The organism is Kitasatospora sp. NPDC059160, assembly GCF_042755465.1.
Lineage (GTDB): Bacteria > Actinomycetota > Actinomycetes > Streptomycetales > Streptomycetaceae > Kitasatospora.
On record NZ_JBHZCN010000031.1, the window covers coordinates 1 to 18,727 of the forward strand.

Consider the following 18,727-nt stretch of genomic DNA (forward strand, 5'->3'; position numbering starts at 1 on the left):
TTCGACAAGGAGACCTACAAGCGCCGCAACGAGGTCGAGCGCACGATCAACCGGCTCAAGACCTTCCGGGCCGTCGCAACCCGCTACGACAAGCGGGCCTACGTCTTCCATGGCACGGTCACCGTCGCAGCGATCCGCCTCTGGCTCCGACCATGATCCGCCGGACAGAACCTAGACGGTGAAGTGGTCGAACTCGCCGGCCTTGGCGCCCTGGATCCAGGCGTTGAGCTTGGTGCGGGTGGTGGTGACGACGATGGTGGGGTCGTCCGATTCACGGAGGTAGACCAGCTCGCCGGCAGAAGCGATCTCGACGCAGTTGGTCTGGTCGTTGCTGTAGCTGGACTTCTGCCAGTTGAGCTGGTGCATGGCTATCTTCCCTGGACCTTGTAGCGGACGTGCTGGAGCAAACCCAGCGAGTCCCGCTGAGCTGGCGATGACTCGGATGTTGCCGCTGACAAGGGTGGTAGCGCCAAGCCCCTGAGCCGGTCGAACTTCCGATCAAATGTTGTCACGATCTCAGGGTCACCGATGAAGTCGCCGCCGTGCGGGTGGTCGAGTAGAACGGTGTCGAGGCGGGAGTGTGCTCCTCGGATGAGGAGGAAGGAGCTGTCGTTCGAAGCGTACGTGGTGCAGTCGAACGGGAGGATCTGGATCGTCACGTTCGGCAGTCTGCTCATCTCGATCAGATGGTTCAGCTGGTCCCGCATGACAGCTGCCCCTCCGTACATCATGTGCAGGGCTGCCTCGTGAATCACGGCGCGGTACGGGGGCGCGTTCTTGCCCGTGAGTACCCTGCTGCGCTCGCCGCGGAACTCGACCATCTTCTCGTTGTACCCCTGGATGACCTCGCTGTAGGCCTTGGTCTGCAAGAGCCCGGGGATCAGAAGGGATTCGTAGGTATCCAAGGCCGTTGCGCAGCTCTCCGCTTCGGCCAGGTCGAGCGCACTGCGCGTCGTGTGGTGCTTGAACTCGGTCCACCAGCCCTTGCCCGAGCTCTCGCTCATGGCGATGAGGCCAGCCCGGTACTCGGGGTCTGTGACCTTGCAGATGTCGAACCAGGCTTTCAAACGTTCAGTGTTGAGGCCGAGCCTGCCGGCCTCGGTGTGGCTGATGTTCGGACCTTTCACTCCCAAGGCCTCGCCGATCTCCAAGGCTGAGAGGCCTGCGGCGTCTCGAAGTCGGCGAAGTTCCTCGCCGAAGCGACGTTGGCGCTCGCTGATGCCAGTCCTGAATCCCATGAGCATGTCCTTCCCGCAACATGTGGCTACGGAAAGTGTAGAGGCATGTGCGGAGTGTGTTGCAGAGTTGAGGCAGATTCACCTACAGTTCAAAGCATGCCGTCGATCAGACGGTTCGTCAGTAGTGTTTGGGAGACTCCCCATGTGTGACCCCAACCTCAACTCCCCCTCCCTCCTCGTGTCCCGCGAGCTGTTGCGCGAGGCCATGGCGCGCGCCGGGTACGACCTCTCGGCGATCGCGGACGCCGAAGTCGCCCTCGCCGAACTGATCGTGAACGCCTGGAGGCACGGCCGGACCCCCTCGCCGGCCGTCGTCATCTCCGTCGAGTCCCGCACCCTCCGGGTCGACGTGGCCGACCTCAGCCCCCTCCTCCCCGCCCGCCGCAAGCCCGCCGAACTCTCCGAGTCCGGCCGTGGGTTGCAGCTGGTGGAAGGCCTCACTCACCGATGGGGCGCCGAGCCGCAGAAGACGGGCAAGCGAGTCTGGTTCGAGCTGTCGCAGGACGGTGGCGCCGCGTGAACGCCCTCCACCCCATCCATCCGGCCGATCCGGCGATCCACCACCTCACCGGCCCGCAGCTCACCGAACTCATCGTGGAACTCCGGACCGAGGGGCGCGAGTTCGGCATCCTCTGGCCGTCCGCCAAGCCGGGCGAGACCGTCCTGAACGGCCGGGTGCTCGTCGACCTGGGCAACGTTCCCGCCAGTACCGTGATCAACCTCCTGGCGCTGCTGCGCGAGTTCAAGCGACACCGGAGCTGAGTGCCAAGTTTGCTACCACCGGAAAGGAGCTTGACCTCAAGTCGGCTTCACCTCCTAGCGTCGGTCCTGCCGAAGTGATCGACGCGAAGGGGAGGGGTCGGCCGTGGAGTACTCGCACAGCGATGCCGAATTGATCAAGCAGCCCATCGGCTACTGGAGTTGGGCCGCGTACAAGGCCGTCGTCAACCGCACCCGTGGGGCGCTGGCCGAGTTCGGCACCACGCAGCCGCAGTGGTGGGTGCTCGCCCAGCTCGCCCGGGCCGAGGAGCCGAGGACCCGCGACGAGGTCTCCGCCGTGCTGCGCGACTACCTCGACACCGGACAGGACGCTCTCGGTGCCGATATCGACGCGACCGTCGAGCGCGGCTGGGTCGCCGAGTCCGCCGGGGGCCGGCTCGTACTGACCTCCGAGGGGCGGGAGTTCTTCGACCGGCTCGCCGCTCTCCAGGACGAGCTGTGGGCCGAGCGCCACGCGGACATCTCCGACGAGGAGTACCTGACCACGCTGAAAGTCCTGCAGCGGTTCGTCCACAACACGGGCGGGCAGGCCTGGCACCACTGAGCGCAGGGGGGTCGGACTGTCCGACCCCGTTCCTAGGATCGGCGCCATGCCCGATGCCTTCACCGTCCTGTGGACCCACGACACCTGCCGTTCCCTCCGCAAGGGGGGCCGGGTGGGTGAGCGTCCGCCCGTCGCCTACAGCGGGGTGCACCAGTCGCTGCCCGCCTGGTCGACGGCCAAGGCCGGGGACGAGGTGTACGCGCTGCACGTCAACCGGTGCGAGGTGTTCGTCGTCAGCCGGATGCGGATCGTCGACCGGGAGCGCGGCGAGTGCTGCGGCGCCGCCCGAGCGACCTGGCAGGACCCGGCCTTCCCGGGGCACGACGCCTGGTGGATGCTCGGTGCGGGCGGCTGCGGGGCCGAGGCCGTCCACGTGGACGGGACGCCCGTGCGCTTCGACCAGCGGATACCGGGGGAGCTCCTCGGGCAGCTCACCTGGCGCAACCAGCGGGGAAAGGTGCGGGGGTTGAAGCATCTGGTGGACGGGCGCCTCGAACGCTCCGTCAGCCTCCAGGGCTTCTACCGGCTGACCCCCGAGTCGGCCGACGAGCTCGCGGAGCTCGTCGGCCCGTGAGCCGGACCGCTGTGCACAGGAAGTCGGACCGGCCGACTTCCCGCGCACAGCGGCGATCAGGGGCCGACCCGCCCGGCGAGGTTCAGGGCCACCGCGATGTGGCTGTACCCGGGGAGGGACGACCCGACGGCCTTCTCGAAGCGGACGACGTCCGCGATCCCGAGCTTCTCCCCGCCGGGGAGGGTCCGGTTCGAGGTCCACAGGAGCAGCCGCAGCTGCTCGTTCTCCGCGCCGAGCATCGCCGCCGAGGGCTCCAACGGCTTGCCGTTGGCGGCCCGCCACTCGGCGACCTCGGCCCAGAAGGCGGCCACGGTGTCCCAGCAGACCGCTGCCCGGGGGCCGAGCAGGAGCCGGGTCTCCGCAGGAGAGCGGAACACGTCCAGGCTGTGGGAGGCGAGGTTCTGGAGATCCTCCAGGAAGGTGACGGCGAACGCGTACTCGGCCTCGTCCGCCAGCAGCTCCTCGATCAGCGCCAGGACCTCGGCCGTCCGGCCGTGATCCCGCCGGGCGACCCGGAAGGCGACCTGCCGGCAGACGTCCAGGTCCTCGTCGGCGTCCACCGAACGCGGGTCGACACCCGCGAGGTCGAGCAGTCGTGCCGACCGTCCGACCGGCCGTCGGCGCCAGGGGAAACGCATGGTGTTCCTCTCCGCCGAGGCGGTGGTGGGCATGATCGTCAGTGCCGGGGAAGCATGGCACGGTGTTCCACGCGGGCTGCGGGCGGGAGGGCCCAGGGGGAGTCGTCAGCGGCGCCGCTGCCACTCGGCGCGAGTGAGCTCGTACTCGACCTCGCCGTGTTCGGAGCCGGGGATCGCGTCCGGCCAGTCGCCGGTGAAGTTCCGCAGGAACGTCAGGCCGGACTTCTCCATCACGCGCCGGGAGCGGGAGTTGACCGTCATGGTGTTCGCGGTGACCCGCTCCACGCCGAGCTCGGTGAAGCCCTTGTCGATCAGCGCCCGTGAGCCCTCGGTGGCGTAACCCTTGCCCCAGGAGGCCTGGTTGAGCCGGTAGCCGAGCTCGACGACGGCGAGGTCGTGGTCGTCGAGCGGGCGGAACTCGAACCAGCCGAGGAAGGTGCCGGTGGCCTTCTCCTCGGCGGCCCAGAAGCCGCGGGTGCCGGAGCACGGGTGGTCGTGGAGGAGCCGGGGGAGGACCTTCGCCTCGACCGTCTCCCGGCGGGTCGGCTCGCCGCCGTTGATGAAGCGCATGACCTCGGGGTCGTTGTCCAGCGCGAGGAGGTGGTCGGCGTCGGCTTCGGTGAACGGGCGCAGGACGAGCCGTTCGGTCTCAAGGAATACATGCATGGCGCGATCCTGTCCGCCCGCGAACGAGTGTGCCACCGGATATCCGGCGGCCCACCGGCCGGCGCAGGAAGTCGGACGGGCCGACTTCCTGCGTGCAGCCGCCAGCGGTGAGCTGCTAGCCGGTCACCGGGGCCAGACGGAGGTGGTGGTGGGGCCAGGGGGGCGGCTCCGCCGCCGGGCCGAACCAGACCCGGACGTCCTCGCCGGTGCGGACGGGGAGGGCGGGGAAGTCGTTCTCGGCGTGTTCGGTGCGGTGCAGGGCGTGTTCCGGGGCGAGGTGCCGAGCGGCGTACGCGTCGAAGACCTCGAAGGCGGCCGGGTCGGGGTGGCAGACGGTGGCGAGCACCTCGCGGGCGCCGGGCGGCGGCAGGAACCCCGGGCCGCGCAGCAGCAGGACGTCGTCGCTGTCGACCATCGTCGCGTTGGCCGCGTCGCGGTGGGCCCGCCAGACCGGGCCGAAGTAGAAGGCCTCCAGGGCCCGGCGGCGCGCGGCCATGTCGGGGAAGGCGCGCAGCCAGACGAAGCGGTCCGGGTGGTCCAGGTCGCGGAAGCGGCCGCCGAGGGTGATGCCGACGGCCTCCTGCCCGGTCACGAACTCCCGCTCGAAGAGCTCGATCAGGGTGTCCCGGGCGCCGGGGTGCAGGGTGTACCGGCGCAGTTCGACGACGAGGCTCATGCGGCGAGCCCCTTGAACGCCCCGCCGGTACGGGTGAAGTCCATCGTCCAGTTGAGCTCCCAGCTGCGGCCGCCGTCGGCGGAGAACTCCTGCTCCCAGCGGGCGGCGTCCGGGCCGAGGCGGTACCAGGTGAAGTGCACCCGGATCGGGCGGCCGCCGTAGGTGTCGTCGCCGTGGAAGTCGCCGCGGTCGCCGGTGAAGGCGCCGGTCACCGGCGGGTCGAGCCGGCCGGTGCGGCTGTCGGACCAGAAGATCGACCACTGCCGCGCCTCCCGGTCGTACAGGCGCAGGGTGGCGCCCCGGCGGCCGAGGGTGGGGAAGGCGATCTCGTCGATGTTGCCCGCGCCCCCGAACAGTGGCCGGACCACGGACTCGCCGGGGAACTCCTCCCAGCCGATGTCGCTGCCGATGTCGCTGTCGCCACCGCTGAGCGGGGCGGTGAGGCGGCGGTTGGCCACCTGCCAGGTGCCGTGCAGGAAGTCGAAGTCGTTCGTGCCGTTCATGTGCCGCAGGCTAGGAGCGGTCCACTGACATCCACTGTCAGTGAATACTGCTCGGTATGCGCGCGAGCCGACTGGTCACCCTGCTCCTGCTGCTCCAGAACCGGGGCCGGATGACCGCCCGGGAGTTGGCGCAGGAGCTGGAGGTGTCCGTCCGGACGGTCTACCGGGACGTGGAGGCGCTGGCCGCCGCCGGGATCCCGCTGTACGGCGAGGCCGGGCACGAGGGCGGCTACCGGCTGGTCGACGGCTACCGGACCCGCCTCACCGGGCTGACCGCCGAGGAGGCCCAGGCCGCGTTCCTCGCCGCGCTCCCGGGCACCGCCGCCGACCTCGGCCTCGGTGGGGCCCTCGCCACCGCCCAGCTCAAGCTGCGAGCCGCGCTGCCCGCGGAGCTGCGCGAGCACGCCGGGCGGATCCAGGAGCGCTTCCTGCTGGACGCGCCCGGCTGGTACGGCCGCGCGGACGAGACCCCGCACCTGGCGGCCGTCGCCGCGGCGGTGTGGGCGCGCCGGGCGGTGGTGCTGCGGTACCGGCGGTGGCGGGCGCCGGAGGAGATCGAGCGGCGGGTGGAGCCGTACGGGCTGGTGCTCAAGGCGGGCCGCTGGTACCTGGTGGCCGGCGGGCCGTCCGGGACGCGGACCTACCGGGTCGACCAGGTCATCGAACTGCGGCCGCTGCCGGAGGAGTTCTCCGTGCCGGAGGGCTTCGACCTGCCGGCGTACTGGCAGGCCCACCTGGCGGACTTCCGGGCCCGGCTGCACACCGGGGAGGCGCTGGTGCGGTTGACCCCGGAGGGTGCCCGGCGGCTCGGCGTGCCGCCGGGGGAGGGCGGCTGGACGCAGGCCCGGGTGCCGATCGAGTCGGTCGACCACGGGCACGGGGAGTTCCTGCGGCTGGGCGCCGACATCGAGGTGCTGGAACCGGCCGAACTGCGCGAGCGGATCGCGGGGACGGTCCGGGCGCTGGCCGTCCGCTACGGGAGCGCCGATTCCGGGAGGTGAGGGCCCAGGGCCGCCCGGAGTCGCCCGTAGCCGCTCAGAGCCGCCCGTAGCCGCCCGGAGCCGCTCAGAGCCCGACGAAGTGGTCGAACTCGCCGTCCTTGGCGCCCAGGATCCAGGCGTTGAGCTTGACCCGGGTGGTGGTGACGACCAGGTCGGGGCGGTCGGACTCGCGGATGTAGACGAGCTCCCCGGCGGAGGCGATCTCCAGGTACCTGGCCTCCCCGGCGCTGAAACTCGACCGCTGCCAGTTGAGCTGGTCCATGCGTGCTCCTCCTGATCGTTCACCACAGCCGCAACGAGGGTACTGCTCCACGCAAGAGGGCAGCGGCACCGTTTCGGTCATGTCAATTCGTGCGGGTCGCTGTGCTATTCCATTGGGGTGTCAGTCGTTCCTACACTGAGACCCCGCCGCACGGGGGCTGCGGGAGCCAGGTTGCCGACGGGCCCGGGGGAGGCACGTGTGACTGACCGGGGCTGGGACGAGGACGAAGCCCGGCCGTACTTCTTCCTCTCCTACGCGCACACGCCGAAGTCCGGTGCGCGGGGCGCCGGCGACCCGAACCACTGGGTGCGCCAGCTGTACCGGGACCTCTGCGAGGCGGTGCTCCAACTGACCACCGTCCCGGCCGGGGTGCCGGTCGGATTCATGGACGAGTCCATGCACCAGGGCGAGTTGTGGGCCGAGCGGCTGTCCGAGGAGCTGGCGACCTGCCGGGTCTTCGTGCCGCTGTACTCACCCCGGTACTTCAACAGCGTTCCGTGCGGCCAGGAGTGGCACGCCTTCACCCGCCGCCCGGTCTACCCGGCGACCATGGAGGTGGAGCGCACCAGTGGCATCGTCCCGGTGCTGTGGGCGCCGATGAGCCGCTACCGGCTGCCCCAGGTGGCCGGCGAACTCCAGTTCAACCACGCGGGGTTCGGGCCCGACTACGCCACCGAGGGCCTGTACGCGCTGATGAAGCTCAGCTACTTCCGGGCCGCCTACGAACTGGCCGTGCACCGGCTGGCCGCGCGGATCGTCCAGGTGGCGGAGGAGACGGTGATCCCGGTCGGGCGGCGGCTGGAGTTCAACGGGCTGCCCAGCGCGTTCAACGTGTCCGCCCCGACCAAGCAGCTGCGGATCTCCGTACTCACCTACCACCAGGGCGAGTTGCCGCAGGACCGCAACCCCGACTTCTACGGCGCCCGGCGCACCGACTGGCACCCGTACCGGCCGGCCGGCTCGCCCATCGCGCAGCACGCCGTACGGCTGGCACGGCAGTTGGGGTTCCAGCCGACCGTGCACGAGTTCGACGACGAGGTGGAGTCCATCATCGAGGGCAACGCCGAGGCCCCCGGACTGCTGCTGCTGGACCGGTGGGCGCTGCGCGACCCGCGCCGCCGGGAGCTGGTCCGCCGCTTCGACCGCTCCGACGCCACCTGGGTCAGCGTCCTGGAACCGTGGAACACCGAGGACCGGGAGTGCCTCGAACGGGACGGCGAGTTCAGCGGGCTGAGCGACCAGACGCTGCGCAAGACCCGGCGGGCCGGGCGCCCGAGCTTCCTCGGCGTCACCGGCCCGACCGGGCTGAACAGCCTGGAGGACTTCGACGACGCGCTGCCCCGCGCCGCGATGAAGGCCAAGTACGCCTTCGAGAGCCGGACCAGGGCCGAACCGGAGGAGCCCCCGGCGCCCCGGCCGAGCCTGCGCGAGGCCTTCCGCCGCGGCCCCGGCGGCTACGGGCCGGACGGCTTCGGCGGGCACCGCACCGAACCCTTCGGGCCGGACCCCTTCGACCGCGACCACGACCCCGACCGGGACGACCGCGACGACAGCCCTGGCCGGGACGACAGCCCCGGCCGGGACGGCCGCGCCGCGCGGGACGACTACGGCGCGCGGGACGGCTACGGCGCCGACGAGGAACGCACCGTCCGACTCTCCCGCGCGGACTACGCCGCCCCCGAGGCCCGGACCGCCCCCGACCCCCGGACCGTCCCCGACCCCCGCGCCGCCCCCGAGGACCGCACCACCCGTATCACCCGTATCACCCGCACCACCCGCACCACCCGTGACGACCGCACCGCCCGTGACAACGATCGCCCCTACCGCAACGACCGTGACGACGGCGATGACCCCGATGCTGGGATGGCGCCCTTGGGAGGACCGCACCGATGAGTGACAACACCACCAGGAACCTGCGCCTCGGCGCCGCCGAACTGGCCGCCACCCGCGAGGCCGCCCGGCGGGCCGCCGAGCAGGACCGCCAGGGCCGGATCATCACCTTCTACTCCTACAAGGGCGGCACCGGCCGCACCATGGCCCTCGCCAACACCGCGTGGATCCTCGCCGCCAACGGCTTCCGGGTGCTCACCGTCGACTGGGACCTGGAGGCGCCCGGCCTCGCCAAGTTCTTCCACCCCTTCCTGGACCCGGCCTCGCTGGCCGGCACCACCGGGATGATGGACCTGATCGCCGAGTACCGGGAGGAGGCGCTGCGCCCGGTCGAGCACGCCGAGGGCTGGCACCTGGACTTCGCCCGGGTGCACCCGCACGCCCTCTCGCTCTCCTGGCCGCACTTCCCGGCCGGCGGCAGCCTGGACTTCCTCTCCGCCGGCCAGTTCAACCGGGACTACTCCGAGGCCGTCACCCACCTCGACTGGGACATCTTCTACGACCGCTTCGACGGCGGGCAGTTCTTCGACGCGCTCAAGGCCGACATGGCCAAGCGCTACGACTACGTGCTGATCGACTCCCGCACCGGCCTGTCCGACATCGCCGAGATCTGCACCGTGCAGATGCCCGACGACCTGGTGGTCTGCTTCACCCTCAGCGACCAGTCCATCGACGGCGCCTCCCGGATCGCCCAGCACATCCACGACCGCTACCGCGACCGCGGCATCCGCATCCTGCCCGTCCCGATGCGCATCGACGAGGGCGAGAAGGAGAAGGCCGACGCCGGCCGCGCCCTGGCCCGGGTCCGCTTCGACGGCCTGCCCGCCGGCCTGGGCAGCGAGGAACTCGCGGGCTACTGGGGCTCGGTGGAGATCCCGTACCGGCCGTTCTACGCCTACGAGGAGATCCTCGCCACCTTCGGCGACCAGACCGGCACCCCCACCTCGATGCTGGCCGCCTGCGAGCGCCTCACCTCGATGATCACCGAGGGCCGGGCCGCCGGCCTGCCGCCGATGGACGAGGAGGTGCGGCTGCGCTACGTGGACGCCTTCACCCGCCGCCGCCCGTCCGTGCCCGCCGACCTCTACCTGTCCTACGTGCCCGAGGACCGGATGTGGGCGGACTGGATCGAGTCCGTGCTGACCAGGGCCGGCTTCCGGGTGCTGCCGCGCGACCTCAGCGCCGGCACCGACCCGCGCGAGGAGACCGAGCGCGGCATCGACTCCGCCTACCGCACGGTCGCCGTCCTCTCGCCCGCCTACCAGCGCTCCCCGCAGGCCCGGGCGCTGTGGGAGTCGGTGGTCAACTCCGACCCCTCCGGCACCCGGCGCCAGCTGCTGCCGGTGCGCGTCGGCGACGTCCGGCTCACCGCGCCGTTCAGCAACCGCAACCCGGTCGACCTGGTCGGCCGCGACGAGAACCAGTCCATCCAGAGCCTGCTGCGCGCCCTCGGCCGCGGCGACGCCGTGCTCGACGACGCCCCGGCCGGCGGCCCGCGCTTCCCCGGCAGCAAGCCCTCGGTGTGGGACGTCCCGCCGCGCAACCCCTCCTTCACCGGCCGCGCCGCCGTCCTGGAGCAGCTGCGCAACCAGCTGCGCGGCGGCATGGCGGCCGTGCTGCCCACCCCGCAGACCCTGTACGGGCTCGGCGGCGTCGGCAAGACCCAGGTCGCGCTGGAGTACGCCCACCGCTTCATGTCCGACTACGACCTGGTCTGGTGGATCGACGCCGAGCAGACCGAACTGGTCGCCCCGGCCCTCGCCGAACTCGCCCGCCGCCTCGGCCTGCGGGTCGGCGACTCCGTCACCGAGGCCGCCGAGGCCGCCCGGGAGGCGCTGCGCCGCGGCGTACCCACCTCGCGCTGGCTGCTGATCTTCGACAACGCCGACGAGCCCTCCGAGATCCGCCGGTTCTTCCCCGGCGGCTCCGGCCACATCCTGGTCACCTCCCGCAACCAGGCCTGGACCGGGCACGCCGAGGCGCTGGAGGTCGACGTCTTCACCCGCGGCGAGAGCGTCGAGCACCTGTGCCGGCGCGCCCGCAGCCTCTCCCGCGCGGACGCCGACCGGGTCGCCGAGGCCGTCGGCGACCTGCCGCTGGCCGTCGAGGTGGCCGCCGCCTGGCTGGACACCACCGGCACCCCGGTGGAGACCTACGTCGCCCAGCTGCACGCCGAGGCCGCCCGCGCCCTCGCCGTCGACCACCCCACCGACTACCCCACCCCGGTCGCCGCGACCTGGAACGTCTCCATCGGCCGGCTGCGCCAGCAGTCCCCGGCCGCCGTCCGGCTGCTCCAGCTGTGCGCCTTCTTCGCGCCCGAGCCGATCTCGATGAACCTGTTCTACAGCGACCAGATGATCCGGGCGCTGGTGAAGTACGACGCCGACCTCAGCGACAAGTTCATGCTCGGCAAGGTCATCCAGGCGATCGGCCGGTACGCGCTGGCCAAGGTCGACGCCGGCAGCAACAGCTTCCAGGTGCACCGCCTCGTCCAGGCGGTGATCCGGGCCGGGATGACCGACGACGAGCAGGAGATCGCCGTCCACGAGGTGCACCGCATCCTCACCGGTGCCCGGCCCGTCCTCGGCGACACCGACGACCCGGCCAACTGGCCCGCCTTCGACGAGATCTGGCCGCACCTGTCGCCCTCCAAGGCGCACAACTGCGACGAGGCCGACACCCGCCAGCTGCTCATCGACCGGGTCCGCTACCTGTGGAAGCGCGGCGAACTCGACCGCGCCCGCGACCTCGGCCACGCCCTCGACGCCGAGTGGACCAGCAAGCTCGGCGAGGACGACCGGCAGACCCTGCTGCTGCGCTTCCAACTCGCCAACGTGCTGCGCTCCCAGGGCAACTACGCCGAGGCCCTGGCCCTGGACGAGGCCACCCTGGAGCGCCAGCGGGTGCTCCTCGGCGAACACCACCCGTACACCCTGATGACGGCCGGCTCGCTCGGCGCCGACCGGCGGGCGCTCGGCCGCTTCCAGGCCGCGCTCGACCTCGACCAGGAGATCCTGGAGCAGTTCCGCGAACTGTTCGGCGACGACAACCCGCGCACCCTGTCGATGGCCAACAACCTCGCCATCGACTTCCGGCTGGTCGGCAACAGCGAGGCCGCCCGCGAACTCGACCAGGAGACCCTCGACCGGCGCACCGCCGTCCTCGGCCCCAAGCACCCCTACACCCTCTCCACCAAGTCCAACCTGGCCCGCGACCTGCGCGAACTCGGCGACTACCGCGGCTCGGTGGACCTCCTCCAGGAGGTCACCTCCGACCTCGGCGACGTCCTCGACCCGGACCTCCCGGAGAACCTGCGCAACGCCAAGTCGCTGGCCGTCTCCCTGCGCCGGATCGGCCAGCTCGCCGAGGCCCGCCGGATCACCAAGGAGACCTACGAGCGCTACCTGGAGCGCTACGGCGCCGACGCCCCCGACGCGCTCGCCTGCGCGCTCAACCTGGCGGCCGACCACAGCGCCTCCGGCGACAAGGAGGCCGCCCGCGACCTCTGCTCCACCGTCTTCGAGGGCCACCGGCGGCTGTTCGGCGACGAGCACCCGTTCACCCTGGCCTGCGCCAACAACCTGGGCATCTACCTGCGCGGCAGCGGCGACGTCCAGGGCGCCATCGAGCGCGGCCGGCTCACCGTCGACGGACTGACCCGCTCGGTCGGCGCCGAGCACCCGTACACCCTCAACGCGGTGATCAACCTGGCCAACGCCTACGGCGACGACGGGCAGACCGACCTCGCCGAGGCGCTCGGCCGGGCCGCCTACTCGGGCCTGTGCGGGCGGTACTCGCCGCAGCACCCGGACGCCGTCGCCTGCGAGGCCAACCTGGCGATCACCCTGCGCTCGGCCGGCCGGCACACCCAGGCCGCCGAACTGCGCGCCCGGGCGATCTCCGAACTGATCCGGCAGTTCGGCGAGGAGCACCCCAACACCGTCTCCGCCCGCGGCTGGAAGCGGATCAACCGCGACCTGGAGCCGCAGCCGGTGTAGTCACCGGGGCGGGGTATCGTGCGCAACCATGGATACTCCGCCCCCGGTCCTGGTCACCCGGCACCCCGCGCCCGGCGTCCTGGAACGGCTCACCGACCGGTACGCCGTCACCGTGCGCGAGACCGACGAGGAGCTGGACCGGGCCGAACTGCTCGCCGCCGTCCGCGGCCGCCGGGCCGTGCTCACCACCCTCAACAACCGGGTGGACGCCGAGTTCCTGGACGCCGCCGGCCCCCAGCTGGAGATCGTCGCCAACCACGCCGTCGGCTACCACAACATCGACCTGGCGGCCTGCGCCGAACGCGGCGTCGTCGTCACCAACACCCCCGGTGTGCTCACCAACGCCACCGCCGAGACCGCCTGGGCGCTGCTGCTGGCCGCCGTCCGCCGGCTCGGCGAGGGCGAGCGGCTGCTGCGCTCCGGCACGCCGTGGACCTGGAGCCCGAACTTCCTGCTCGGCCTGGAACTGGCCGGCACCCCGCTCGGCGTGCTCGGCATGGGCCGGATCGGGCAGTCGGTGGCCCGCCGGGCCGCCGCCTTCGACATGCCGGTCGGCTACCACAACCGCCGCGCCCTGCCGCCCGAGCAGGCCCACGGCGCCGAGTGGAAGCCGCTGGAGGAACTGCTCGCCACCTCCACCGTGCTGGTCGTCACCTGCCCGTACACCGAGGAGACCCGGCACCTGCTGGACGCCCGCCGGCTGGCCCTGCTGCCGCCCGGGGCGGTGGTGGTCAGCATGACCGCCGGCGTGGTGGACGAGGAGGCGCTGGCCGCCGCGCTGGAGTCCGGCGCGCTGTTCGCCGCCGCCGTGGACAACTTCGAGCACGAGCCGGACGTCCCGTCCGCGCTGCTCGCCCAGGAGCGCGCGGTGCTGGTCCCGCACCTGGGCAGCGCCACCGTACGAACCCGGCAGGCGATGGGCGGCCTGGCGGTGGACAACATCCTCGCGGTGCTGGGCGGCTCCGAACCACTGACCCCGGTGAAGCGCTGACCGGGGTTACCCCGCCGCCCAGGCCAGGGCCGTGGTCATCACCCGGAACGCCCCGAAGTGCGCGGCGCCGGGCTCCAGGAAGAGCTCGGCGCCGGGGACGTGGTCGGCCAGCCAGCGGGAGTGGTCCACCGGCGAGAACTGGTCGTCCGCGCCGTGCCACAGCCAGGTCGGCACCCCGATCGACCCGACGTCGAAGCCCCAGTCGGCGGTGAAGGCCAGCACGTCGTCGATCCAGCCGTCCGCGCCGTGCCGGAACGCCTCCCGGTAGTTGCTCTGCAGCATCCGGCGCAGCCCGCTGTCCGCCACCACCTCCCGGTCGGCGGGCGACAGTTCGGTGCGCAGCCCGTTCAGCAGCCGGACCGGGTCGTCCTTGATCTGGCGGGAGCGGAACTCCATCGCGTCGGCGATCCGGCTGTGCCCGCGCTCCGCCTCCCGGTAGGCCCGGACGTTGGACGGGGTCATCCCCGCGTACCAGTCCAGGCCGGTCGCGTTCCGGGGCGCCAGCCCCACCAGCACCGCCACCCGGCTGACCCGCCCCGGCAGCATCGCCGCGCAGGCCAGCGCGTGCGGGCCGCCGCCGGAGCGGCCCAGCACGGCGAAGTCGCCCAGGCCCAACTCGTCGGCGATGGTGCGCACATCGGCCGCCGCGTGCGACACCCGGCGGCCGAACAGCCGGGTCGAGTCGCCGTAGCCCGGCCGGTCGTAGGAGATCAGCCGCACCCCCAGCCGGTACAGCACGGTGCTGCGCGGATGCGGCCCGACCCTGCTGCCCGGCATGCCGTGCAGCAGGAACACCGGACGGCCGCGCGGATCGCCGAGGGACTCCACGGCGAGGGCGCGACCGTCCGCCGCTTTGACCATCCGTAACGCCACGCGTTCCTCCTCAGTGCTCCCGGTCGGTGGTGGTGCGCACCTCCCGGCGGGCCTGCCAGGTGGTGTGCTCGCGGGACACCGCGTCCTCGGCGTCCCGGGCCAGCCGGGCCCAGATCTCCTCGGCGTCCATCGACTCCAGGTCCAGCCGGGCGAGTTGGAGGCGGATCAGCTCCAGCTCCTCGGCGGCCAGCCCGTACGCGGCGGCCAGCGGGCGGTACTGGCGCAGCTGCGCCCAGGCGGTGACCGAGGCGGCCACCGCCGACACCGTGCCCAGCGCGTCGTAGGTGAAGGCGCCGAGCGCCCGCAGCACCGCCAGCGCCAGGCCCAGCGCCGGCAGCAGCACCCCCAGGACGTCCGTCCAGTAGCCGGCCCGGGCGCAGTAGCGGGCCTTGCCGCGGTACCAGTCGTGCTGCACCCGGATCCGCTCGTTCAGGTACACCTCGCGGCGCACCGCCAGCGGCTGCCCGCGCAGGTCGCGCATGGCCGGGGTGATGTCCACCCCGGTCGCCGGCACCCCCACCGGGCCGCCCCGGAACGCGCCCAGCACCCGGGCGAGTTGGAAGCGGTACAGGCCCTCGGCGTCCGGCAGGCTGTGCGGCGGCGGCTGGTAGGCGTCCGCCCGGACGGCGAACTTCCAGGCCAGCGTCTTCACCGACTCGGCGGCCGCCCGGCCCTCGTACCAGAGGCCCTGCGGGTTCTGCCGGCCGATCACCACCGCCAGCGCCACCGCGCCCAGGTAGGCCGCGGCGGCCGCCCAGGCCCACGGCTCGCCGTCGGCCGAGCCGGTCGCGGCCGCGACCAGCAGCAGGAGCAGCTCCCAGGCGGAGAGCAGCACCGAACGGCGCTGGCCGCGCAGCGAGGCCGCGTCGGCGGCCCAGAAGAACTCGGGCAGCAGCTCCCGCTCGCGCACCCACCCGGTCCGTCCCGCACCAGACGCCATGCTCGGCCCCCACCCGTCGCTCCGGTCCCTCCGCTCTCCTGCCCCGGGCGGGTCGCCGGTACGCCTGGCCGCGGCGGGGGCGCCGCGCAATGGCCGGGAAGGCCCGGTGGATTGTCCGGTACGCCCCGTGGTCGGACGGTTGCGAGCCGTCAACAAGGTGTCGTCAGTAGGTGTAGAGGATGCGCTCGGCGTTGTCGGCCATCTGCTTGGTGTTCCACTCGGTGCCCCCCGGGACGTTGCCGGAGCGGAACAGCGGCGGCGCGGCGGCGTCCCCGGCGGCCGCCCGGTCGGCCAGCCGGCCGACCGCGGAGGCGACCACGGCCTGCATCAGCGCGCTGGTGACGATGGTGGAGACCGGGCCGAAGGAGGTCTCGGCGCCCGGGTGGGTCAGCTCGCCGTCGCCCACCGCGACCTTGCTGTCCAGCACCACGTCGCAGTGGTCCTTGAGGTAGGTGCCGGAGGGGTGCGCCGAGGGCACCTCCTCGGGGTAGGCCAGCGAGGTCACCCCGATCACCTTCAGGCCGCGGTCCCGGGCGTACCGGGCCAGCTCGACCGGCATCACCTGGCGGCCGGAGAGCGAGATCAGGAACAGCAGGTCCCCGCTGGTCGCCGGGGTCAGGTCCAGGGTCGAGGTGGCCAGCCCGGACACCCGCTCCAGGGCGCTGGCCAGCGGCGCGGGCATCATCGTCACCCCGGCCATCCCGGGCACGTTCAGCAGGTTCATCGGGACCAGCCCGCCGGCCCGGTAGACCACGTCCTGGGCCGGCAGCGAGGAGTGCCCGGCGCCGAAGGTGAACACCCGGCGGCCCTCGGTGATCGCCTCGGCCAGCAGGGCGGCCGCCGCCTCGATGGTGTCGGACTCCTCCGCGCGGACCCGGTTCAGGTGGGCGATCGCCGCGTCGAAGTACCGGCCGACCAGGTCGTTCATCGGTTGCCTTCGCTCTCTGCCGGTGGGGGCGCCGGCCGGGTGGGGCGACCGGGACGGCCCGGACGCCAGTGGAGAAAGCTACGGCGAGCACGGTCGCGCCCCGGCGGCACCGCTGTCAACAGGAACGAAAACCGGTCCCGGAAACCCCGGGGCGGGCCCGGTTGTCGGTGCGGTACGTCAGAATTGGCGGTGAGGACACCGAAGAACGGAGCCAGCGGCGATGTCTGGGCTGATCGACACCACTGAGATGTACCTTCGCACCATCCTGGAGCTGGAGGAAGAGGGCATCGTCCCGATGCGTGCCCGGATCGCGGAGCGCCTGGAGCAGAGCGGTCCCACGGTCAGCCAGACGGTCGGCCGGATGGAGCGCGACGGGCTGCTCCAGGTCGCCGGCGACCGCCACCTCGAACTGACCGAGGAGGGCCGGCGGCTCGCGGTGCGCGTGATGCGCAAGCACCGCATCGCCGAGTGCCTGCTCGTCGACGTGATCGGCCTGGAGTGGGAGCAGGTGCACGAGGAGGCCTGCCGCTGGGAGCACGTGATGAGCGAGACGGTCGAGCGCAAGGTGCTCGCCATGCTCGGCCACCCGACCCAGTCCCCGTACGGCAACCCGATCCCGGGGCTGGACGAGCTGGGCGACACCAAGGCCGAGGGCGAGGGCTTCGACGCCGCGCTCGTCCCGCTGGACACCGTCAAGCCGGGCGAGGCCGGCGCGGACGTGGTGGTCCGCCGGATCGGCGAGCCGATCCAGACGGACAGCGAGCTGATGAGCACCCTGCGCCGGGCCGGCGTCCGGCCGGGCTCCACGATCAAGGTGGCGGCCGGCACCGGCGTCGGCGGCGTGCTCGTCGGCACCGGGGACAACGCGGCGGAGCTGGGCAAGGACATCGCCCAGCACGTCTTCGTCGCCCAGGCCTGACCCCGCCCGGCCGGGCCCGATCGCCGCGCCCCGTGCGACGGTCGGGAAGCCCCGGGTGACGATCGGGGCCCGCTGCTCCCCGTGCAGCGGGCCCTTCCCGTCCCTCCCCGGCTCCCTCCCGGTCCCCTCCTGCCCCTCCCGTTCCCTCCCGGCCCCTCCACCGCCTCGCCCGGCTTCCCCGTCCGAGCGACCCTTCCGGCGACCCCACACACCGCAATTCCTCCCCTCGGCCGATCATGGCAATCCTTGAGCGCTGTCACTCGTACGAGGGGCTTTCCCGGTTGACCAGCGGGTAGACCGAGGCCTTATCCGCACATGCGTGTGACGGGCCCCGCCTCCGGTGGGAGACAAGGCCCGTCACTCGCGCGCGTTGTGTCGCGCGGTGCACGCCCTCACCCGATCGGCGCAGGGCGGCAGGCTTCGGCCGTTCGGACGCCGGCCGTTCAGACGCCGGCCGGCTGGGCTGCCTGGAGCTGCTGGGCGGGCGCCTCGCGGCCGCAGGCGTAGGCGAGCGGACTGATCAGCTCGGCGGCGTCCGGCAGCCAGCGGTTGGACTCGGAGGGGGAGCGGGCCCACTGGGCGTAACCGGTGGAGCCGATCCGCGAGGGCGGGGCGACCGTCCAGTCCCCCTCGCCGCGGGCGACCAGGTCCAGCCGCCCGGGCGGCCAGCCGAGCTTGCGGAGCATCTCCGGCAGCTTGGCCGCGACGCCGGGCAGCACCAGGAAGTGCAGCCGCCGCCCGACCCGGCCGGGCGAGCTGGGCAGCACCACGACCGGGCCGAGCTGGAGGTCCATCCGCTCCATCCGGGCCAGCGCCAGGCACCCGGCGGTCTCCGGCACGTCCAGGACGTCGAAGGACCGGCCGGTGGGCAGCAGGATCGAGGCCTTGGGCCGTTCGGTCCACCAGCGCCGCACCGCGCCCGGCCCGGCGCTCGCCTTGCGGGCCCAGTCCGCGTCCAGCGGGTGGGCGCCCGGCTGGGGGCAGCGCTGGTCGCCGCAGGAGCAGCGGGCGGGCCCGTCGCCGTCGATCAGCCAGGCGCCGGGGGCCACCTCCCAGTGGCGGTTCTCGGCGTAGCCGACGGCTTCGATCAGCAGCGGGGGCAGGCCGGCGTTCTTGTCCTGGCCGGGGGCGTCGGGGATGTCTTCCACGGGCTGCTCAACTACCGTGCGTGAGGCTGGTTACGGCCCGGCGGGCCCCGGTCGGCCGCATCCCGGCAATGTCACCCGAACCGGTGACTCAAGCGAGTTGGGGCGGGCGGAGGCAGGCGCAGCGGGGGCGCACGGAAGCATTCCCCAGGGCGCGCGGG

The 18,727-nt window shown here is 72.4% G+C and carries 20 protein-coding genes and 1 pseudogene; 10 read left to right on the forward strand and 11 right to left on the reverse strand.

Annotation, left to right across the window (positions count from 1 at the left end; translation table 11 throughout):
• Positions 1 to 156, forward strand: a pseudogene (locus ACFXOZ_RS15430) (IS5/IS1182 family transposase); the annotation flags it as partial.
• Positions 157 to 171: 15 nt separating this feature from the next.
• Here the strand turns inward: ACFXOZ_RS15430 and ACFXOZ_RS15435 are convergent.
• Both ACFXOZ_RS15435 and ACFXOZ_RS15440 read right to left on the reverse strand, forming a co-directional pair.
• A complete protein-coding gene (locus ACFXOZ_RS15435) occupies positions 172 to 366 on the reverse strand; it encodes a DUF397 domain-containing protein (RefSeq protein ID WP_380590698.1) in 195 nt (64 codons plus the stop codon).
• Between the two features lie 2 nt (positions 367 to 368).
• Positions 369 to 1,238 (reverse strand): helix-turn-helix domain-containing protein, encoded by an 870-nt coding sequence (locus tag ACFXOZ_RS15440; protein ID WP_380521876.1) that lies wholly within the window; start codon positions 1,236 to 1,238, stop codon positions 369 to 371.
• Positions 1,239 to 1,380: 142 nt separating this feature from the next.
• On the opposite strand from ACFXOZ_RS15440, the gene ACFXOZ_RS15445 reads away from it, so the two are divergent.
• From ACFXOZ_RS15445 to ACFXOZ_RS15460, 4 genes are all read left to right on the forward strand, one after another.
• Complete coding sequence (locus tag ACFXOZ_RS15445; RefSeq protein WP_380590701.1) at positions 1,381 to 1,758, forward strand: ATP-binding protein; 378 nt, start codon at positions 1,381 to 1,383, stop codon at positions 1,756 to 1,758.
• Positions 1,755 to 2,000 (forward strand): hypothetical protein, encoded by a 246-nt coding sequence (locus ACFXOZ_RS15450; protein ID WP_375888509.1) that lies wholly within the window; start codon positions 1,755 to 1,757, stop codon positions 1,998 to 2,000. The genes ACFXOZ_RS15445 and ACFXOZ_RS15450 overlap by 4 nt, the downstream gene beginning before the upstream one ends.
• A 103-nt stretch (positions 2,001 to 2,103) precedes the next feature.
• Positions 2,104 to 2,562, forward strand: a complete 459-nt coding sequence (locus tag ACFXOZ_RS15455; protein ID WP_380590704.1) for a MarR family winged helix-turn-helix transcriptional regulator — start codon at positions 2,104 to 2,106, stop codon at positions 2,560 to 2,562.
• 46 nt (positions 2,563 to 2,608) lie between these two features.
• Positions 2,609 to 3,136 (forward strand): hypothetical protein, encoded by a 528-nt coding sequence (locus ACFXOZ_RS15460; RefSeq protein WP_380590707.1) that lies wholly within the window; start codon positions 2,609 to 2,611, stop codon positions 3,134 to 3,136.
• 56 nt (positions 3,137 to 3,192) lie between these two features.
• Here ACFXOZ_RS15460 and ACFXOZ_RS15465 read toward each other — a convergent pair whose 3' ends face one another.
• From ACFXOZ_RS15465 to ACFXOZ_RS15480, 4 genes are all read right to left on the reverse strand, one after another.
• Entirely contained in the window at positions 3,193 to 3,807 is a 615-nt protein-coding gene (locus tag ACFXOZ_RS15465; RefSeq protein WP_380590709.1) for a hypothetical protein, read from the reverse strand.
• A gap of 72 nt (positions 3,808 to 3,879) precedes the next feature.
• Positions 3,880 to 4,440: a GNAT family N-acetyltransferase gene (locus tag ACFXOZ_RS15470; protein ID WP_380590712.1), complete on the reverse strand. Its 561-nt coding sequence runs from the start codon at positions 4,438 to 4,440 to the stop codon at positions 3,880 to 3,882.
• 115 nt (positions 4,441 to 4,555) lie between these two features.
• Positions 4,556 to 5,116 (reverse strand): NIPSNAP family protein, encoded by a 561-nt coding sequence (locus ACFXOZ_RS15475; protein WP_380521866.1) that lies wholly within the window; start codon positions 5,114 to 5,116, stop codon positions 4,556 to 4,558.
• Complete coding sequence (locus tag ACFXOZ_RS15480) at positions 5,113 to 5,619, reverse strand: hypothetical protein (protein WP_380590715.1); 507 nt, start codon at positions 5,617 to 5,619, stop codon at positions 5,113 to 5,115. Before ACFXOZ_RS15480 ends, ACFXOZ_RS15475 begins: the two co-directional genes overlap by 4 nt.
• A gap of 56 nt (positions 5,620 to 5,675) precedes the next feature.
• Between ACFXOZ_RS15480 and ACFXOZ_RS15485 the strand changes: the two genes are divergently transcribed.
• Positions 5,676 to 6,620 carry a helix-turn-helix transcriptional regulator gene (locus ACFXOZ_RS15485; RefSeq protein ID WP_380590718.1) on the forward strand — a complete coding sequence of 315 codons (945 nt, stop codon included), beginning with the start codon at positions 5,676 to 5,678 and terminating at the stop codon, positions 6,618 to 6,620.
• A 64-nt stretch (positions 6,621 to 6,684) separates the two neighbouring features.
• Here the strand turns inward: ACFXOZ_RS15485 and ACFXOZ_RS15490 are convergent, their stop codons facing one another.
• Positions 6,685 to 6,882, reverse strand: coding sequence for a DUF397 domain-containing protein (locus ACFXOZ_RS15490; protein ID WP_375888879.1), 198 nt, complete (start codon positions 6,880 to 6,882; stop codon positions 6,685 to 6,687).
• 198 nt (positions 6,883 to 7,080) lie between these two features.
• On the opposite strand from ACFXOZ_RS15490, the gene ACFXOZ_RS15495 reads away from it, so the two are divergent.
• The 3 genes from ACFXOZ_RS15495 to ACFXOZ_RS15505 are packed head-to-tail and all read left to right on the forward strand — an operon-like array spanning position 7,081 to position 13,761.
• Positions 7,081 to 8,775 carry a TIR-like protein FxsC gene (locus ACFXOZ_RS15495; RefSeq protein WP_380590721.1) on the forward strand — a complete coding sequence of 565 codons (1,695 nt, stop codon included), beginning with the start codon at positions 7,081 to 7,083 and terminating at the stop codon, positions 8,773 to 8,775.
• Positions 8,772 to 12,770, forward strand: a complete 3,999-nt coding sequence (gene fxsT / locus ACFXOZ_RS15500) for an FxSxx-COOH system tetratricopeptide repeat protein (RefSeq protein WP_380590724.1) — start codon at positions 8,772 to 8,774, stop codon at positions 12,768 to 12,770. Before ACFXOZ_RS15495 ends, fxsT begins: the two co-directional genes overlap by 4 nt.
• A gap of 28 nt (positions 12,771 to 12,798) precedes the next feature.
• Positions 12,799 to 13,761 (forward strand): 2-hydroxyacid dehydrogenase, encoded by a 963-nt coding sequence (locus ACFXOZ_RS15505; protein WP_380521854.1) that lies wholly within the window; start codon positions 12,799 to 12,801, stop codon positions 13,759 to 13,761.
• A gap of 6 nt (positions 13,762 to 13,767) precedes the next feature.
• On the opposite strand, the gene ACFXOZ_RS15510 is transcribed toward ACFXOZ_RS15505, so the two are convergent.
• The 3 genes from ACFXOZ_RS15510 to ACFXOZ_RS15520 form a co-directional block, all read right to left on the reverse strand.
• The gene (locus tag ACFXOZ_RS15510) at positions 13,768 to 14,622 is read right to left on the reverse strand and encodes an alpha/beta fold hydrolase (RefSeq protein ID WP_380590784.1); all 855 of its coding nucleotides are present in this window, start codon (positions 14,620 to 14,622) and stop codon (positions 13,768 to 13,770) included.
• A gap of 22 nt (positions 14,623 to 14,644) precedes the next feature.
• Positions 14,645 to 15,574 (reverse strand): DUF4231 domain-containing protein, encoded by a 930-nt coding sequence (locus tag ACFXOZ_RS15515; RefSeq protein WP_380590727.1) that lies wholly within the window; start codon positions 15,572 to 15,574, stop codon positions 14,645 to 14,647.
• A gap of 163 nt (positions 15,575 to 15,737) precedes the next feature.
• Positions 15,738 to 16,502 (reverse strand): SIS domain-containing protein, encoded by a 765-nt coding sequence (locus ACFXOZ_RS15520; RefSeq protein WP_375888891.1) that lies wholly within the window; start codon positions 16,500 to 16,502, stop codon positions 15,738 to 15,740.
• A gap of 220 nt (positions 16,503 to 16,722) precedes the next feature.
• Here ACFXOZ_RS15520 and ACFXOZ_RS15525 point away from each other — a divergent pair, with 220 nt between their 5' ends.
• Complete coding sequence (locus tag ACFXOZ_RS15525; protein WP_375888894.1) at positions 16,723 to 17,421, forward strand: metal-dependent transcriptional regulator; 699 nt, start codon at positions 16,723 to 16,725, stop codon at positions 17,419 to 17,421.
• 443 nt (positions 17,422 to 17,864) lie between these two features.
• Here the strand turns inward: ACFXOZ_RS15525 and ACFXOZ_RS15530 are convergent, their stop codons facing one another.
• Entirely contained in the window at positions 17,865 to 18,569 is a 705-nt protein-coding gene (locus ACFXOZ_RS15530) for a bifunctional DNA primase/polymerase (protein WP_375888897.1), read from the reverse strand.
• Positions 18,570 to 18,727: the final 158 nt, after the last annotated feature.

Coding starts and splice junctions, on each gene's coding strand:
- fxsT (WP_380590724.1), top strand. CDS start 8,772: ATGAGTGACAACACCACCAGGAACCTGCGCCTCGGCGCCGCCGAACTG.
- ACFXOZ_RS15460 (WP_380590707.1), top strand. CDS start 2,609: ATGCCCGATGCCTTCACCGTCCTGTGGACCCACGACACCTGCCGTTCC.
- ACFXOZ_RS15440 (WP_380521876.1), bottom strand. CDS start 1,238: ATGGGATTCAGGACTGGCATCAGCGAGCGCCAACGTCGCTTCGGCGAG.
- ACFXOZ_RS15485 (WP_380590718.1), top strand. CDS start 5,676: ATGCGCGCGAGCCGACTGGTCACCCTGCTCCTGCTGCTCCAGAACCGG.
- ACFXOZ_RS15515 (WP_380590727.1), bottom strand. CDS start 15,574: ATGGCGTCTGGTGCGGGACGGACCGGGTGGGTGCGCGAGCGGGAGCTG.
- ACFXOZ_RS15480 (WP_380590715.1), bottom strand. CDS start 5,619: ATGAACGGCACGAACGACTTCGACTTCCTGCACGGCACCTGGCAGGTG.
- ACFXOZ_RS15525 (WP_375888894.1), top strand. CDS start 16,723: ATGTCTGGGCTGATCGACACCACTGAGATGTACCTTCGCACCATCCTG.
- ACFXOZ_RS15510 (WP_380590784.1), bottom strand. CDS start 14,622: ATGGTCAAAGCGGCGGACGGTCGCGCCCTCGCCGTGGAGTCCCTCGGC.
- ACFXOZ_RS15470 (WP_380590712.1), bottom strand. CDS start 4,440: ATGCATGTATTCCTTGAGACCGAACGGCTCGTCCTGCGCCCGTTCACC.
- ACFXOZ_RS15435 (WP_380590698.1), bottom strand. CDS start 366: ATGCACCAGCTCAACTGGCAGAAGTCCAGCTACAGCAACGACCAGACC.
- ACFXOZ_RS15520 (WP_375888891.1), bottom strand. CDS start 16,502: ATGAACGACCTGGTCGGCCGGTACTTCGACGCGGCGATCGCCCACCTG.
- ACFXOZ_RS15490 (WP_375888879.1), bottom strand. CDS start 6,882: ATGGACCAGCTCAACTGGCAGCGGTCGAGTTTCAGCGCCGGGGAGGCC.
- ACFXOZ_RS15445 (WP_380590701.1), top strand. CDS start 1,381: ATGTGTGACCCCAACCTCAACTCCCCCTCCCTCCTCGTGTCCCGCGAG.
- ACFXOZ_RS15475 (WP_380521866.1), bottom strand. CDS start 5,116: ATGAGCCTCGTCGTCGAACTGCGCCGGTACACCCTGCACCCCGGCGCC.
- ACFXOZ_RS15505 (WP_380521854.1), top strand. CDS start 12,799: ATGGATACTCCGCCCCCGGTCCTGGTCACCCGGCACCCCGCGCCCGGC.
- ACFXOZ_RS15465 (WP_380590709.1), bottom strand. CDS start 3,807: ATGCCCACCACCGCCTCGGCGGAGAGGAACACCATGCGTTTCCCCTGG.